This is a genomic window from Curtobacterium sp. MCPF17_018 (assembly GCF_003234135.1).
Taxonomy (GTDB): domain Bacteria; phylum Actinomycetota; class Actinomycetes; order Actinomycetales; family Microbacteriaceae; genus Curtobacterium; species Curtobacterium flaccumfaciens.
Window position 1 is genome coordinate 43798 of the sequence record NZ_QKSJ01000001.1, and the last position, 16612, is coordinate 60409.

Consider the following 16612-nt stretch of genomic DNA (forward strand, 5'->3'; position numbering starts at 1 on the left):
TTCGCATCGTCGCTGTCGTCTGTTCGTTCTCGTTGGGTGTTGCTCGCGGTCATCACGTTGGTGGCCCTGTTCGGGTCGCTGTTGGCGGTGGTGAGCCCGCCTGCACCAGCGCAGGCGGTGGTGACGGGGGATGGTGGTCAGTTCGTCACGACCACCGGCCGCGTGTTGGACACGCGTGATGGCACGGGTGGGTACTCGACGCCGATGGCGGCGAACAAGAGCCGTACGGTGCAGGTCACTGGCAAGTTCGGTATCCCCGCTGATGCTTCCGCGGTGGTGCTCGCTGCGACGGTGGTGCACCCGGCGAGTCAGGGCCAGCTGTTCGGCCGTGCGGACGCTGATACGCCTGGTGCGTCGCTGATGATGGTGTACGGCGGTGGCGGCCTGGACACGTCGACGAACTCGTCGACCCTCGCGATCGGCGCGGGTGGCAAGGTGACGGTCACGACGGAAACGTCCGTGGACCTGGTCTTGGACGTGCAGGGCTACTACACGTCGACCGACAGTGGTGTCGCGGCCGGTGGGTTCGTCGCCGGAAACGGTTCCTCGCTGGCGAGTTCGGTGTCGGGGTCGCAGGTCCCGCAGGCGCAGATCGGGCCGGGCAAGACGGTTCAGATCCAGGTCACCGGCCGAAATGGTGTCCCGGCGGGCGCGTCCGCGGTCGCAGTGAACTTCCTCGTCCTGAGCCGCAATCAAACCAACGGGTACATCACCCCGTACGCAACGGGCGGCACGGTGGGGTCGACGGCGATGAACTACCCGGCGGCGGTGACGTCGTCGATGTCGATGCAGGTGCCGTTGAGCGCGGACGGCAAGATGAGTGTCTACAACCGGGACGGCACGATCGACATGGTCATCGCGCTGCAGGGGTACTTCACCAAGAGCAACCCGGGTGGCGTGTTCACGCCCGCAGCGGACCGTCTCTACGAATCGAAGAGCACCACTGCTGGGTCCTACGCGGCGAAGGAGACCCGCACCATCAAGATCGCAGGCGTGAAGAGCGTCCCGGAGAACGGCACCGGCGTGTCCGCAGTCGCGGTGACGCTGACCGCGATCCACCCGGGCGCCAATGAGGGTACTGCGACGCTGTGGCCGACGGGGGTGAGCCGGCCGAGTTCGATGTACTCGATCGTGTTCCCGAAGAACACGATCCGCTCGAACACCGCGATCGTGCCGCTCGGCGCAGACGGCAACATCCAGCTGTATTCCAACGGTCCGGACACGGCGGACTACATCATCGACCTGCAGGGCTACTACAACGCCCTCCCGACGGGGCCGGCGGACACGAACCAGACCGGGCAGCGGACGTCGGCGACCACGCTGCCGTTCCCGATCACGGACCAGACCAACGCCAGCGTCGATGTCGGTACCGGCAACCTGCTTGTGACGACGTCGGCGATGTCGCTGCCGGGTGTGACGCAGAACAGCACGATCGGGGCTGCGTACAACTCGCGGGCGAAGAACGTCGCGGACAGCACCACGATGAACGCCAACCGGTGGCAGTACGCCCTCGCCGGCGCCGGGAACCTCACGTCCAACGGTGACGGTGTGGTCTACACCGACGCCGTTGGCACGGCGTGGCAGTTCACCCCGGGCACGACTGTCGGCACGTACACCACGCCGGCGGGGCTGCAGCAGACCCTCACGAAGGTCGACAACAGCACCACCCACGAGTACACGTTGAAGGGGTGGACGTCGAACTCGACCACGCACTTCAACCTCGCCGGGCAGCCGACCTCGATCGTGGATCGGAACCAGAACCAGGTCAGCTTCAACACCTCCGACGGGTACGCGCTCACCTCGCTCGTCTCCACCGCGGGCACGACCGGTGCGCGGACGGCGAACTCGTCCTACGCCAACGGCGTGCAGACCTTCTCGCAGACCAGCGGCTCGAGCAGCCGGTCCGTGTCGTGGGCGAAGAACAGCACCGGTGACATCACCACGTACACGGACGCGACGGGTGCGAAGACGACCTTCGCGTACACGAACGGCGACCTGGCCTCGATCACGGCGCCGACGGGCGGGGTGACGACGTTCACGTACGACTCGTCCGACCGGGTCACGCAGGTCCAGCAGCGCAACACCACTGCTGGCTCGCCGGGTACCGCGGTCACCCGGTTCTCCTACGCGGATGACACGACGACGCAGGTCGCTGACCCGCGGTCGGATCAGTCGGCGACGGTCGCTGCCGCGAAGCACACGACGTACACGCTCGATGGCAACGACCTCGTAACAAAGGCCGTTGACCCGGCAAAGCGTGAGCGTTCCAAGACGTACAACCCGGCGAACAACGGGGTCGCGACGTCGCAGGTCGGCGCTGACGGAGCTGCCGGTACCGGCACGACGACGAACAAGTATGACAAGAACGACGGCCAATCGCTGACGCAGTCCCAGTCCAGCTCCGGATCGACATCGACAACGGACTACGCATCAGGCGCGGCGACGGCGTACCTGCCGTCGAAGGTGACCTCGAGCTCGAAGACGTCGACCAGCATCGGCTACGACGGTGTCGGCAACCAGACGTCCTCGCAGTCCGGTAGTGATCCCGCGGCCATGGCCGAGGTGACGTACAACAAGAAGGACGACGGCGACAAGTACGCGTGGGGTGCGGTGAAGACCGCGACCGCCCCAGGCAACAGCGGCAACCCGACGGTGTACGCGTACGACACGAACAACCAGCTCGGCTCGATCACCCCGCCCACCGGCACCAGCCTCGGGGCGCAGAAGTACGCCTACGACGACTTTGGCCGGGTGAAGAACCACACCGACGGTGGCGGTGGCGTCACCACGTACACGTACGACAACGACGACCGGCTCCTGACGACGGAGTTCGACGACGGCACCGCGACGGTGACGAACACGTACGACGGCAACGGGAACCGTCTCACCGAATCCTCCGCGACGGGGACGGTCACGAACACGTACGACCAGCGGAACCGGCTCACCTCCACGGTGAACACCGCGGGCGGCGGCACCGTGTCCTACGGCTACGACCTCGCCGGGAACACTGTCAAGGTCACCGATGAACAGGGCACCGTGACGCACGAGTACGACGCATCCGAGGTGCTCAACGCGACGACGTACCCGACGAACTCCGGCACGGCGAAGCAGCTGTACAAGACCGATGACCACGGCCGCCGCACGGATACCTGGCTCAACGCGACGCCGAACGCGGACCCGGCGAAGGACCCCGAGGTGTGGGCGGTGCACCAGAAGTTGACCTACGACAAGTCCAGCAAGGTCACCCGTGTCCAGGCGTCAGCCGACAGTTCCGCTCCGAAGGTCATTGTCGACACCACGTACTGCTACCTCGAGGGTGTCGGCGTCGGTTCGGCGTGCACGGCGACGGATGGGAAGAACGACCGCGATCGGCTGCAGTGGCTGAAGGACAACATCAGCGAGCAGACCACCGAATACGACTACACCACCAAAGCCTCAGACGGCACCACTTCAAACACGACCCGTCTGCAGAAGGCGACCCAGGCCGGCGGCGACACGAACAGCACCTGGACGTACACGTACGACTCAGCGGGAAACCGGCTCACCGAGACCGTGACCGGGGACCGCAGCACGTCGCAGGCGTTGAAGTTCAACGCGGTCGGGCAGATCACCAACGATGGGTACTCCTACGACGGCACCGGCAACATGACCACCGCACCGGGTGCCACGTTTACGTACAACGGCGCCCAGCAGATGACGTCGTCAACGAAGGACGGGAAGAAGACCACCTACACATACGCCGGCGCGGACATGACGCGCCTCCTGTCGCAGCGAACCGAAGACGGCGCCGAGTACCGGTACACGTACGGCAAGGGCCTCACCTCCCGCGAAGTCGTTGATAGCGGCGTTGCCTCAGTGCTCGCCGACCCGACAACCGGGCAGCCGCTGAACCTGCGGACCACGGACGGCACCACGTCGATGTGGGTTCTCGACGGCATCGGTAACCCTGCTGCTGCGATCGCTGACACCGGGGAGAAGGCGTACACCGTCAGCTACGACCCGTACGGGACAGAAGTAGTGACGTCCGGCGAGACCACTCAGCAGTGGAAGCAGAACCCTTTCGGCTTCAAGGGCGGCATCCGCGCCGGCGAGGACAACAGCCTCACCAAGTTCGGCTATCGCTGGCAGACGGCGACGACAGGTGGTTGGACGCAGCGCGATACCCTCGATGCACCCCTCGACCCAAGCAATGCCAACCGCTACGCATACGCAGCAGACGATCCAATCAACGGCAGCGATCCTTCCGGTCGCGCCTGGGTTGGGCCTTCGTTCAACGTCTGTGCTTTCATCTGCGGCAACGTTGGCGTCAGTTTCAACGACAAGGGCATCGGCGTGACCTATGGTTGGGGACTCGGCCCGCGTGCATCGGCATCCTTCAGTGTTCAGGGTGGCCCCGGCGGGAACACTAATAGCGACAGCACTTCCATCAGTGCAGACGCCGCGTATGGTGGGGGCATCGTCGGCAACGCAAGCCATGAGACCGGTTCTAGTTTGGGCTCGGGCTGGAGCGGATCCGGTGGGATCGAGGTCGGCGCAGGCTGGGGTATCTCGGTAGGGCGTCAGTACCAAACACAGTTTGACATTGGATAAGTATGTGGATACCAGGGTTTTTTCTCGGTCCGGCAGTAATCATCGTTGGGATTGTATTGCTTGTAATCCCGAGCAAAGCAGCACAATTCTTCCAGTCCGCCTCACGCCTTAACAGGGATGCGCATCCTGAGCGATTCTCCCCTGGAGTGCTCATTGCGCCGGCAATTGGTGCGATTCTGATTGGAATTGCGGTGCTTCTGATTACGATTTTCCTCAAGCCGAGCTAATCGCTGAAGTATTCTCAAGGGAGAGCGCCTCGTATTAAAGGGGCACTCTCCCTTGACCTCGCTAGTTGCGAAGTCATCGGCGGCATCGACCGGTACAAGAACGGACTCCGCTCCAGCAACACCGACACCGGGCTCACCAAATTTGGCTACCGCTGGCAATCCAGCACCACTGGTGGATGGATCGACCGCGACACCCTCGACGCACCCCTCAGCCCTTCCAACGCCAACCGATACGCGTTCGCAGGAGCGGACCCGATCAACTCCTCGGATCCCTCAGGTAGGTCTGTCGCCGGTGCCGCTGCTAGTGGTGTGGTGAACGGTCTCGGCGTGGCTGCCGGCGCGGTAATCTGTGCGTCTACTGGCGGGCTCGGGTGCCTTCTTGGGGGCGTTGCGGTGGGGGTCGCCTTTGGTGCGGCTGGGGGTGTTGCATCCGAAGCTGTTGAAGGTGGTTCGAATTACGGCCAGAGCGCGCTCGAGGGAGCGGTGGAAGGTGGAGTATCGGGTCTCGTCGGAGGCGGACTCGGAGTTGCTGCGACACGTTTCCTACCCACGAGGCTCTAGGGAGATATTGCCGTGAACGTGACCCTGTTCTGGTTGATCTGGGCAGCATTGGTAGTTGTGGCTGTGTTTGGCCTGTTCCTAATTCTGCTCAGCGCGAGGCACACTGTACGAGCTGAGGGCTTTGGGCGAGTCAGGATGCATCGCGGGCCGGGTGCTTCCGCTTATTGGTCAGGAATGGCGATCCTGGTCGCCGATGTGGTTCTCATATTCGTATTCGCTTACGCATTCTCTGCGTGAACGAGCACCTCCCCGATCCCTCTAACGGTGCAGGGAAGGGTGCAGGCGCATGGAGTCGCATCTCGTGAGTCTACGGTTACGAGGCGTCTCGTCCGTGCTGTGGTCGAACGCGTCAGACCGGTGGTGTTCCGTAGCAATGCGATCTCGCAACTGTGTGTCGCAAGCCGCTCGCTCGATTGTTGTGTTCGACGTTGGTTGCGAGACAGGACCCGTTATGGGCTGAAGCTGATCGGGTACGCGGAGCGACCAGGCGGCACGAAGCAGCTCGCCAGGAACGGTGCGAACGCACGACGGGTGAGGCTCGCCCGTGATTCGGCATGTGCCGACCGGAGGCGCGGTACCAGTGGGCACCGCGCCTCCAGTCCGGGGTGGGCCGGTGTCAGCTCGCGGTGTCCTCGAGCGCGGCGAGCGCGGCCACGTCCTCGGCGGCGAGCACGAAGTCAACGTCGGCGTTCTCGGCGATGCGCGCCGGGGTCGTGGACTTCGGCAGGGGCAGGACGTCCTTCTCGAGCAGGTAGCGGATCGCGACCTGGGCGACGGTCTTGTCGTACTTCGCGGCGATCTCGGCGATCTGCTCGTTCTCGAGCAGTCCGCCGGTGGCGAGCGGGGAGTAGCCCTCGGTCAAGATGTCGTGCTCGCGGTCGAAGGCGGTCGTCTCGTCCTGGGTGTTGCCGATGAACCAGCGGATCTGGTTGGCGTGCGGGACGACGTCCGTGCGGCCGAGCAGGTCCTCGAGGTCGGCGACGGCGAAGTTCGAGACACCGATGCTCTTGGTGCGGCCGGCGTCGTAGAGCTCCTCGAAGACCTTCCAGACCTCGACGTTGCCGTCGCGGTGGTCGGAGCCCATGTCGCTCCACGGCCACGGCGCGTGGATCAGGTACAGGTCGACGTGTCCGAGGTCGAGGTTGTTGCTCGACTCCTCGAAGGCGTCGCGGGCGCCCGAGGCCGTCTTGATCTCGGCCGGCAGCTTCGTGGTGATGAAGAGTTCGTCGCGGGGGATGCCGCTGTCGCGGACGGCCTCGCCGACGCTCGCCTCGTTGCCGTACGCCAGGGCGGTGTCGATGTGGCGGTAGCCGAGGTCGAGGGCGGTCTTCGTCGCGTCGTACGCGTCGGAGCCGGACGGGATCTGCCAGGTGCCGAAGCCGATCTTCGGGATGTGCAGACCGTTGGACAGGGTGAACGTGTCGATGAGTGCGGGCATGCAGCGGACAGTACGCCGCAACCGCACAGCGTTCCGAGGGGCTGCCGGGTTGGATGGCGCCCACCTCGAACGGACGGAAGGACGCCCCCATGCCCCTGAACCCCACCGTGCACGACCGGAAGACCGGTGTCACTCCGCCCGGAGCGGCCGGCGGCTTCGAGCTCGCCCTGCTCGACCGCGGTGCCGATCTGCTGCAGACCTCGGCGCCGCTGCGGGGCTTCGACGTCTACGTGGTCGGCTTCCACTGCGTGAAGGGCGAGCCCGACGTGCAGATGGAGGCGCACCACTTCTGCAAGGTGGTGAACGCCGAGATGCTGCAGTGCGTGCTCTTCGACGGCAACACCGCCGACGCGAACCTGATCGGCATCGAGTACATCGTGTCCGAGCGGCTGTTCGACTCCCTGCCCGAGGACGAGCAGGCGTCGTGGCACCCGCACAACCACGAGGTGTTCTCCGGCGAACTCGTCGCTCCGGGCCTGCCGATCGCGGTGGAGACCGAGCTGATGGGGCACCTGGTGAACTCGTACGGCAAGACGTGGCACACCTGGCACAGCACCCCGATGGGATCGCAGCCCGCACACGACCTGCCGATCGGCGATCCGATGCTCATGTGGTCGTTCAACCGCGAGGGGGAGGTGGACAGCGCACTGCAGCAGGACCGGAACCAGGCGATGCGCACCGATCCGGAACCGCGCAAGGAGTCGCGGGCGAAGTACCTGGACCGCGCCCACCCGCAGCGCGGTGTCGGCGCGATGCGCGACGCCTTCACCGGCACGACCCCGACCCCGGGTGTCGTCGACGCTGACGACGGACGCCCCTGACGACGGACGGGAGGCCCGTCGCGGTGTCGCCACGGGCCTCCCGTCCGGTGTGTGCTGTGGTTCAGCGCGCGGTGCGCGTCCCGATCCGCGGCAGGACGAAGCCGAGCACGATCATCGCGACCGCGAGGAACGCGTGCAGGACGTTGTCGGCGCTGTTGAGCGGCACGAAGTTGGCGGGGTCTGCCATGCCGGCGGTGAACAGGCCGTAGACGAAGAGCACCAGGTAGACGATGCCGCCGACGAGCAGGTACAGGCGTGCCGAGGCGGCGCGGCGGGCGGCGAGCAGCCCGACGATGCCGAAGAGCAGGTGCACGATGTTGTGCAGGACGGACACCTGGAACGTGCCCAGGAGCAGGGCCATGGAGCCGTGGCCGGCCATGGACATCGAGCCCATGTCCATGGTGAGTCCGGGGATGAACCCGGCGATGCCGACGATCAGGAAGACGACACCGAAGACGAACGCGCCCCGCTGGGTCCACGTCGAGCCAGAGCCGGTGCGTGCGGTTGCTGCGCTGCTGGTCATGATCAGCCCTCTTTTCTGTACGCGCCGCAGCGTGCGGCGCACATGACATTCGGAGCGCTTCCCCGGTCGGTTTGCAGTGTCGTGCGCTGATGCGTTCGGGGGACAGTGACCCTGTGCCTCCGTGCACGAGCGCTGCCTACCGTCCACGGCACACCACGACGAGAGGAAACACCATGGCAAGTGGAGTCGCAGCAGTCTGGGTCCCGGTCAGCGACATGGAGCGCGCCGTCGCGTTCTACCGCGACACGCTCGGTCTCACCGTCAAGGACCAGTCCGACGACTGGAGCGAGATCGACGCCGGCGGCCTGATGATCGGCCTGAACGGGCGCGAGTCCGCCAGCCAGGCGAGCGACGGCGGCGCCGTCGTGTCGTTCCAGCCGGACGGCAGCATCGAGGACGAGGTCGCCGCGCTCAAGGAGCGCGGCGCGGACATCCAGGGCGAGATCAGCGAGCACCCGTGGGGCAAGATCATCCCCTTTAAGGACAGCGAGGGCAACGACCTGCAGCTCTACTCGCCCCCGCAGGGCTGACCCAGCCGGGTGCGGGACGCACCCATGGACGGACGGGAGGCCCGTGGCGACGCCGCCACGGGCCTCCCGTGGCGTTCCGTGGCCGGCTACGCGGACCCGCGCCAGACGACCTCCGTCGGCAACAGCAGACCGCGTGGACCGTCGTCGGCGCCGCCGATCTGCTCGAGGACCTGGTGCGCCGCCTGCTCGCCGAGCAGGCGCGCCGGCTGCCGCACCGTCGACAGCTGCGGGTCGCACCGCAGCGCCCAGGCGCTGTCGTCGAAGCCGACCACGCCGACGTCGCCGGGGACACTCCTGCCGTTGCGCTGCAGCACGTCCATGGCACCGGCGGCGACCGCGTCGGACGCGGCGAACACCCCGTCGATGTCCGGGGCTCGCTCGAGCAGCTCGCGCATGCCCTCGGCGCCGGCGGTGTAGCTGAACAGGGGGTTCCGGGCGACGAGGTCGGGGTCGAAGCGCTCGCCGAGTGCCGCGGTGAACCCCGCCAGACGGTCCTGGCCGGAGTCGCGGTCGAGTCCCGAGGCGAGCATCCCGATCCGTCGTCGACCGGTGTCGATCAGGCGCCGGGTGATCTGCTCGGCTGCGGCGCGGTTGTCGATGCCGATGTACGAGATGTTCGCGGCGTCGGACGGGTGCCCGACGAAGCACGCGGGCATGCCGATCTCCTCGATCGCGCCGGTGATCGGGTCGCCGTCGCGGGCGGACAGCACGATGGCGCCATCGACGAACCCGCCGCGCAGGTACTCGACCACGCGTTCGCTGTCGCGGGCGGAGTCGACCATGATCGTGACGAGCTGCTGGTCGGCGTCGGACAGCACGGCGTTCGTGCCGATCAGGATGTTGCCGATGTTGGGGTCGTCGAGCACCACGACCGAGGGTTCGTGGACGATGAGCGCGATCGCCCCGGATCGCCGGGTGACCAGGCTGCGGGCTGCGGCGCTGCGCACGTAGCCGACGCGTCGGACGGCGTCCTGCACGGCCTCGCGCGCCTTGGGCGACACGTACGGCTCGTCGTTCAGCACCCGTGAGACGGTGCCGCGCGACATCCCCGCTTCGTCGGCGACGTCCTGGATCGTGGCGCGCTGACGAGCGGATCGGACCTCGGACATGGGGCAACCATATCCGGCGCCGAGGAGCCCTCGGAACGCCTCGCAGTTGACAGGGTGCAGCCGCTGGTGTTTGATCTGGGAGCGCTCCCAGAAATCTCCGGCCCCGATCGTCCGGTGCGGACTGGGAGCGCTCCCAGAACACTGGGTGGCCTTCGCCGTCGAAGGGGTCGCACGCGACCGAGGCGGCCGGGGTCGCCCCGATCAGCGAGGATCCCCGTGACGACCACCACCCTGCCGACGACCGCCACCGGCGCGCTCGGCCTCGGCTCGACGGGCCTCGCGTTCGGGTGCGACTACAACCCCGAGCAGTGGGACCCCGCGGTGTGGGTCGAGGACGTCCGGCTCATGCGTGCGGCCGGCGTGAACCTCGTCGCGATCAACGTCTTCGGCTGGTCGCACGTCGAGCCCCGGCAGGGCGAGTACGACTTCGCCGCGCTCGACACCGTCATCGAGCTGCTGCACGGCGCAGGCATCGGGGTCGACCTGGGCACCGGCACCGCCTCGACGCCGCCGTGGCTCACCACCCGGTACCCCGAGGTCCTGCCCGTCGTCGCCGACGGCACCACCCGCTGGCCCGGTGGCCGCCAGGCGTTCTGCCCGAGTTCCCCGGTCTACCGCGAGCACGCCCTCGCCCTGGTCCGCGCGACCGCCGAGCGCTACGGCGACCACCCCGCCGTGCGGCTCTGGCACGTGTCGAACGAGCTCGGCTGCCACAACGCGCACTGCTACTGCGACGTCTCCGCCCAGGCCTTCCGCGGCTGGTTGCAGGCCCGGTACGGCACGGTCGACGCACTCAACGCCGCCTGGGGCACCTCGTTCTGGAGCCAGCGCTACTCCGCGTGGGAGCAGGTGCTGCCGCCCCGCGCGACGCTGTCGTTCACGAACCCCGCGCAGACCATCGACTTCGACCGGTTCTCGTCCGACGAGCTCCTCGGTCACCACCGTGCCGAGGCCGCCGTCCTGCGCGAGCTGAGCGACAAGCCCGTCACGACGAACTTCATGGTCGCCGCGCACATCACGGCGCTCGACTACTGGTCGTGGGCCGGCGACATGGACGTCATCGCGAACGACCACTACCTGGACCACCGCCTGCCCCGGCCGCACGTCGAGCTCGCCTTCGCCGCCGACACCACCCGTGGCCTGGCCGGCGGCGCCCCCTGGCTGCTCATGGAGCACTCGACGGGTGCCGTCAACTGGCAGCCGCACAACGTCGCGAAGGCCCCGGGCGAGATGCTCCGGAACACCGCGGCGCACATCGCCCGCGGGGCCGACGGGGTCTGCTTCTTCCAGTGGCGCGCATCCGTGCAGGGCAGCGAGAAGTTCCACTCCGCGCTGCTGCCGCACGCCGGCACCGAGTCGCGCACCTGGCACGACGTGGTCGCGCTCGGCGCCCTGGTCGGGCGGCTCGGTGAGCTGCGCGGGTCGCGTGTGGTCGCCGACGTCGCGCTCGTGTTCAGCTGGGAGAACCAGTGGGCCGCCGACCTCGAGGCCCACCCCAGCACCGCGCTCCGCTACCTGGAGCAGGTCCACGCGTTCCACGCCGCGCTCTGGGACCTCGGCGTGACCGTCGACGTCGTCGCCCCCGGGGCACCGCTCGACGGGTACGCGCTCGTCGTCGTCCCCGAGCTGTACCTGGTCCGCGACGAGCACGCGGCCGTCATCGCCGACCACGTCGCCGGCGGCGGGCACGCGATCGTCAGCTGCTTCAGCGGCATCGTCGACGAGCGCGACCGGGTCCGCACCGGCGGCTACCCGGGCGCCTTCCGTGACCTGCTCGGCGTGCGGGTGGACGAGTTCCTCCCGCTCGCCGCGGACGCCACGATCGCGCTGTCCGACGGCACGACCGGCAGCGTCTGGTCGGAGCCGGTCGAGCTGCGCGGTGCGACGAGCGTCGTCGACTACGCCGAGGGCTCGCTCGCCGGCCGTCCGGCCGTCACCCGCAACGAGCACGGCGCGGGGACCGCCTGGTACACGTCCACGGTGCTCGACGCCGGTGCGCTGGGCGGCTTCGTCCACCGCGTCCTCGACGAGGCCGGGGTGCGCGCCGACCCCGCCGTCCGCCCCGGACTCGAGGTCGTGCGTCGCCGGGACGACACCCACGAGTGGGTCTTCCTGCTGAACCACTCCGACCGCACCGTCGAGCACCACGAGGTCGGCCACGAGCTCGTCGCCGACCGCCCCGTCACCGGGACCACCGCCATCGCCCCCGGCGGGACCCAGATCATCCGCACCGACAGGAACCGCTCATGACCACCACCGCACAGTCGCCCAGCGCGACCCGACGACGCCGGGGCGGCGGGTTCCGCTACCGCCGCGCGATCGCGATCTTCGTCCTGCCGTTCGCCGTCCTGTTCACGGCGTTCTACCTGGTCCCCATCCTCTACGCCGTGTGGGAGTCGCTGCAGAAGATCGAGCGGCAGGGCACGTTCGGCGCCCCGACGCAGGTCTTCGGCGGTCTGAGCCAGTACGCCCTGGTGTTCCAGGACGGCGAGTTCTGGAGCTCGGTGCTCCGCGTGCTGCTGTTCGGTGTCGTGCAGGTGCCGGTGATGCTCGGGCTCGCGCTCCTGTTCGCCCTGCTGCTCGACTCCCCGCTGCTGCGCGGCAAGCGGTTCTTCCGCCTGGCGTTCTTCGCGCCGTACGCGGTACCCGGCGTCATCGCCGCGATCATGTGGGGCTACCTCTACGCCCCCGACCTGTCGCCGTTCTCCGCGGTGACCTCGCGGGTCGACCTGCTGGGCGGCAGCACCGTGCTGTGGGCCGTCGCCAACGTCGTGACCTGGGTCTACGTCGGCTACAACATGCTCATCATCTACTCGTCGCTCCTCGCGATCCCCGCCGAGGTGTACGAGGCGGCGAAGCTCGACGGTGCGTCCCAGCTCCGGATCGCCCTGTCGATCAAGATCCCGCTCGTGGTGCCGGCCATCGTCCTCACCGCGGTGTTCTCCGTCATCGGCACGCTGCAGCTGCTGACCGAGCCGACCGTGTTCCGCCAGTTCACCTCGACCATCTCGTCGACCTTCACGCCGAACATGCTCGTCTACTCGACGTCCTCGGTGCCGAACTTCAACCTCGCCGCGGCGTTCTCGGTCGTCCTCGCCGTCGCCACGTTCGTCCTGTCGATCGGGTTCCTCCGACTGACCCAGCGGAAGGCCGCCGAATGACCGTCAACGCCCCGTCCCCAGGTGACCTCGTCCGCGACGTCGGCCGACCGCTCGAGCCGAACCGGGCCTCCCGTCCGCACCAGCGCGGAGCGCGCGGTCCCCGTGAGAGCGTCATCTCGCGCAGCGCCGCGATGATCGTGATGGGGGTCTTCACCCTCTACTTCCTGCTGCCGATCTTCTGGCTGCTGGTCTCGTCCACCAAGACCGCCGCGAACTTCAACTCGACGTTCTCGCTGTGGTTCAGTGCCACCTCGGTGCAGGACTTCTCCGGCAACCTCGTCGAGCTGTTCACGCGGCAGGACGGCATCTACCTGCGCTGGCTGCTGAACAGCATCGCCTACGCGGGGGTCGCCGGCCTGCTCGGCACCGTGCTCTCCGCGATGTGCGGGTACGCCCTGGCCAAGTACCGGTTCCGCGGCCGCGAGGTGCTGTTCAACGTGTTCCTCGGCGGCGTGCTCGTGCCGGCGACCGCCCTGGCCCTGCCGCTGTTCCTCATCTTCAGCCAGGTCGACCTGACCGACACGTTCTGGTCGGTGTTCCTGCCGAGCATCGTCAGCCCGTTCGGCGTCTACCTGTCGCGGTTGTTCGCGGCGTCGAGCGTGCCGGACGAGATCATCGAGGCCGCTCGCATCGACGGCTCCGGCGAGGTCCGGACGTTCTTCACCGTGGCGGTCCGGCTCATGTCGCCCGCGCTCGTGACGATCTTCCTGTTCCAGTTCGTCGCCGTGTGGAACAACTTCTTCCTGCCGCTCGTGATGCTCCGCGACTCGTCGCTGTTCCCCGTCACCCTCGGCCTCTACACGTGGAACTCGAGCGTGAACCAGTACCCGGACCTGCGCACCCTCGTGCTCATCGGGTCGTTCGTCTCGATCATCCCGCTGCTCATCGCCTTCCTGAGCCTGCAGCGCTTCTGGCGCTCCGGCCTCGGCTCCGGCGGCCTGAAGTAGCCCCTCGACCCGCACCCCTTCCCGCACCAGTTCTCCCCACACCACATCCGAACGGAAACAGCATGAAGACAACGAAGTTCCTCAGCGTCGCCGCGATCGCCGTGGCCGCCACCGTGGCCCTCGCCGGCTGCAGCACCGGCGGCAGCAGCAGCGGCGGCGGATCCGACACCGCGGCCGCCAGCTGCAAGCCCTCGGACGGCAAGGTCACCCTCGACTTCACGACCTGGGTGCCGAACATGGACAAGGTCGTCGCGATCTGGAACAAGGCCAACCCGGACATCCAGGTCAAGGTCTCGATCGTCGCGAACGGCAACAGCGGCACCTACCAGAACTTCTTCAACCAGCTGAAGGCCAAGCAGGCGCCGGACATCGGCCAGGTCGAGTACGACACCCTGCCGGCGTTCCGCGTGCAGGGCGGCCTCGAGGACATCGGCGCGTGCGCCGGCATCAGCGACGCGGAGAAGGACTTCTCCGACGGCCTGTGGAACCAGGTCACGTTCGGCGAGTCGAAGTCGGTCTACGCGGTGCCGCAGGACTCCGGTCCGATGGCGCTGTACTACCGCAAGGACCTGTTCGAGAAGGCCGGTCTCGACGCCCCGAAGACGTGGGAGGAGTACGCCGAGGACGCCGTCAAGATCAAGGCGCTCGGCGGCAACATCACCAACTTCGCCAAGGGCGACGTCAACCAGTTCGCGGGGCTCGTCTCGCAGGCCGGTGGCCAGTGGTTCGAGAACTCGGGCCAGGACTGGAAGGTCAACCTGAACGACGACGCGTCGAAGAAGGTCGCCGACTACTGGCAGGACCTGATCGACAAGAAGCTCGTCAACACCCTGCCGAGCTTCACCGACCAGTGGAACAGCGCCTACGACAGCGGCAAGGACTGGACCTGGGTCTCCGCGGTCTGGGGTGCGAACACCATCTCGAGCGGTGCGCCGTCGACCTCGGGCAAGTGGGCCGTCGCGCCGATGCCGCAGTGGGAGTCCGGCGAGACCAAGTCGGCCGCCTGGGGCGGTTCGTCGAACGTCGTCTTCGCGGGCAGCGAGCACCCGGCCGAGGCGTCGAAGTTCCTGGTCTGGCTGAACACCTCGACCGAGGCGCTCTCCGCACTGAACAAGGAGGCCAACCTGTACCCGGCCTCGACCACCGGCGCCGACCTGCCGGCCCTGACCGAGGGGCTCGACTTCTACGGCGGCCAGAAGATCTACGAGGAGTTCGCCACCGCGGCGAAGGACATCCAGCCCTTCACCTGGGGCCCGACGATGACGCAGACCTACTCGGACGTGTCCGACGGCTTCGGGCAGGCGGCGTCCGGCTCGGGCACGTTGGCCGAGGCGCTCGAGTCGGGCCAGTCCAAGACCATCGCGGCGCTCAAGGCGCAGTCGATCCCGGTCAAGGGCTGACGCACGGCGGCTGACGTCGCGCGGTCCACGCGCTGAAAGCGGACAGGAGGCCCGTGGCGGGATCGCCACGGGCCTCCTGTCGCGTCTCGGGTCGGTTCCAGCCCTACGCGACCGCGATCTCGTTGGGCACGCCCGGCAGTTCGTCGCTCGAGGCGATGACCTCGCCGGTGGTCAGGTCGACCGCGTGGACCTTCTGCTCGGCGGTGTCGGTGACGTAGGCGACGTCGCCCTCGACCTTCAGGGCCGGGTGGGCGTCCTGCCACTCGGCCGGGCCCTCCCACGCGTCGATCACCGGGTACGACTCCAGCTGCTCGCCGGTGGTCTCGTCGAAGGTGTGCAGCGCGCCGTCGGAGCCGAGCACGACGGCCTCGTCGCCGGGGCCGCGGGCCAGGTCGCGGAAGGTGAAGCCGACGCCGTCGGGCATGTCGGCGACGGTGTACTCGCCCGAGGCCGCGTCGATCAGGGCGATCTGGTCGAGCAGGTAGCCCTCGCTGTCGGGGTCGTCGTTGTAGTCGCCGACCGCGACGGACGAGTCCTCGGTGGTGAACAGGTTGCCGGTGCGGCCGTACTCGGTCGGGGCGTCGATCTTCTCGAACGCGCCGTCGTCGTAGACCAGGGCGCCGTCGGTGCAGCCGAACACCGCGACCTCACCCGTGACCGCACCTTCGCCGTGCACGTCGGGGCACTCCTCGGACCGGGCGATCTCCTCGCCGTCGGCGTCCAGGGCGCGCACGCCGGACCGGCTCTCCTCGGTGCCGATGGTCGTCAGGAGCGTGCCGTCCTCGAGCTCGATCGCGACGCCGTGGTGGGCCGCCTCGGACTTCGTCGTCTCCACCTCGGGCAGCTCGGCGCCGTCGAGCTCGGTGTGGTCGAACGTCGTCACGTCCCCCGTGCCGTCGGCGAACAGTGCGGTGGTGTCGCCGTGGACGACCGCGTGGCCGCCGGTGTCGGCGGGGAACACCGCGTCGGTCAGGGCCGGCTCGGCCTGCGTGTCGAGGACCCGGAAGCCCTCGGGCACCGTGACGAGCACGTGGCGTCCGTCACCGGCCGGGTTGACCCGGGTGAAGCCGTCGATCGCGTCGTCGGCCACGACCTGCAGGTCCTGGTCGAGGACGAGGAGGCCACCGTCGTAGGTCAGGGTGATGCGGGTCCCGTCGGCCTTCGGGGTCGCAGTGTCTTCGGACCCGGCGTCGGCGGTGTTCGTCGCGCACCCGGTCAGGGCCAGGGCGGCGGCGCCGAGCAGGGCGGCGGGCCACACGACCCGGAGCGTCTTCGTGTTCGTCATGTCGCTCACTGTATTGATTC

12 protein-coding genes are annotated in these 16612 nt (G+C 67.8%); 8 read left to right on the forward strand and 4 right to left on the reverse strand.

Annotated elements, in window-relative coordinates:
• The first annotated feature begins 165 nt into the window (after nucleotides 1–165).
• Both DEJ27_RS00220 and DEJ27_RS18130 read left to right on the forward strand, forming a co-directional pair.
• Nucleotides 166–4590 (forward strand): RHS repeat domain-containing protein, encoded by a 4425-nt coding sequence (locus DEJ27_RS00220; RefSeq protein ID WP_146249017.1) that lies wholly within the window; start codon nucleotides 166–168, stop codon nucleotides 4588–4590.
• A gap of 311 nt (nucleotides 4591–4901) precedes the next feature.
• Nucleotides 4902–5378, forward strand: coding sequence for an RHS repeat-associated core domain-containing protein (locus DEJ27_RS18130; protein ID WP_349815127.1), 477 nt, complete (start codon nucleotides 4902–4904; stop codon nucleotides 5376–5378).
• Between the two features lie 616 nt (nucleotides 5379–5994).
• Here the strand turns inward: DEJ27_RS18130 and DEJ27_RS00230 are convergent.
• Nucleotides 5995–6816: an aldo/keto reductase gene (locus DEJ27_RS00230; RefSeq protein WP_111090104.1), complete on the reverse strand. Its 822-nt coding sequence runs from the start codon at nucleotides 6814–6816 to the stop codon at nucleotides 5995–5997.
• Nucleotides 6817–6905: 89 nt separating this feature from the next.
• Here DEJ27_RS00230 and DEJ27_RS00235 point away from each other — a divergent pair, with 89 nt between their 5' ends.
• The gene (locus DEJ27_RS00235) at nucleotides 6906–7637 is read left to right on the forward strand and encodes an OBAP family protein (RefSeq protein WP_110858544.1); all 732 of its coding nucleotides are present in this window, start codon (nucleotides 6906–6908) and stop codon (nucleotides 7635–7637) included.
• 61 nt (nucleotides 7638–7698) lie between these two features.
• Here DEJ27_RS00235 and DEJ27_RS00240 read toward each other — a convergent pair whose 3' ends face one another.
• Entirely contained in the window at nucleotides 7699–8160 is a 462-nt protein-coding gene (locus DEJ27_RS00240; protein WP_111090105.1) for a DUF4383 domain-containing protein, read from the reverse strand.
• A 173-nt stretch (nucleotides 8161–8333) separates the two neighbouring features.
• On the opposite strand from DEJ27_RS00240, the gene DEJ27_RS00245 reads away from it, so the two are divergent.
• Complete coding sequence (locus DEJ27_RS00245) at nucleotides 8334–8690, forward strand: VOC family protein (protein ID WP_027467232.1); 357 nt, start codon at nucleotides 8334–8336, stop codon at nucleotides 8688–8690.
• An 86-nt stretch (nucleotides 8691–8776) separates the two neighbouring features.
• Here the strand turns inward: DEJ27_RS00245 and DEJ27_RS00250 are convergent, their stop codons facing one another.
• Nucleotides 8777–9799, reverse strand: coding sequence for a LacI family DNA-binding transcriptional regulator (locus tag DEJ27_RS00250; RefSeq protein ID WP_110858547.1), 1023 nt, complete (start codon nucleotides 9797–9799; stop codon nucleotides 8777–8779).
• Between the two features lie 216 nt (nucleotides 9800–10015).
• On the opposite strand from DEJ27_RS00250, the gene DEJ27_RS00255 reads away from it, so the two are divergent.
• The 4 genes from DEJ27_RS00255 to DEJ27_RS00270 all read left to right on the forward strand — a co-directional run bounded on the left by DEJ27_RS00255 (nucleotide 10016) and on the right by DEJ27_RS00270 (nucleotide 15307).
• The gene (locus DEJ27_RS00255) at nucleotides 10016–12049 is read left to right on the forward strand and encodes a beta-galactosidase (RefSeq protein ID WP_111090106.1); all 2034 of its coding nucleotides are present in this window, start codon (nucleotides 10016–10018) and stop codon (nucleotides 12047–12049) included.
• Nucleotides 12046–12960, forward strand: a complete 915-nt coding sequence (locus DEJ27_RS00260; protein ID WP_027467229.1) for a carbohydrate ABC transporter permease — start codon at nucleotides 12046–12048, stop codon at nucleotides 12958–12960. The genes DEJ27_RS00255 and DEJ27_RS00260 overlap by 4 nt, the downstream gene beginning before the upstream one ends.
• A complete protein-coding gene (locus tag DEJ27_RS00265; RefSeq protein ID WP_258370265.1) occupies nucleotides 12957–13907 on the forward strand; it encodes a carbohydrate ABC transporter permease in 951 nt (316 codons plus the stop codon). Before DEJ27_RS00260 ends, DEJ27_RS00265 begins: the two co-directional genes overlap by 4 nt.
• A 62-nt stretch (nucleotides 13908–13969) precedes the next feature.
• Entirely contained in the window at nucleotides 13970–15307 is a 1338-nt protein-coding gene (locus DEJ27_RS00270) for an ABC transporter substrate-binding protein (RefSeq protein WP_111090107.1), read from the forward strand.
• 103 nt (nucleotides 15308–15410) lie between these two features.
• On the opposite strand, the gene DEJ27_RS00275 is transcribed toward DEJ27_RS00270, so the two are convergent.
• Complete coding sequence (locus tag DEJ27_RS00275) at nucleotides 15411–16592, reverse strand: hypothetical protein (protein ID WP_110858919.1); 1182 nt, start codon at nucleotides 16590–16592, stop codon at nucleotides 15411–15413.
• Nucleotides 16593–16612 lie beyond the last annotated feature (20 nt).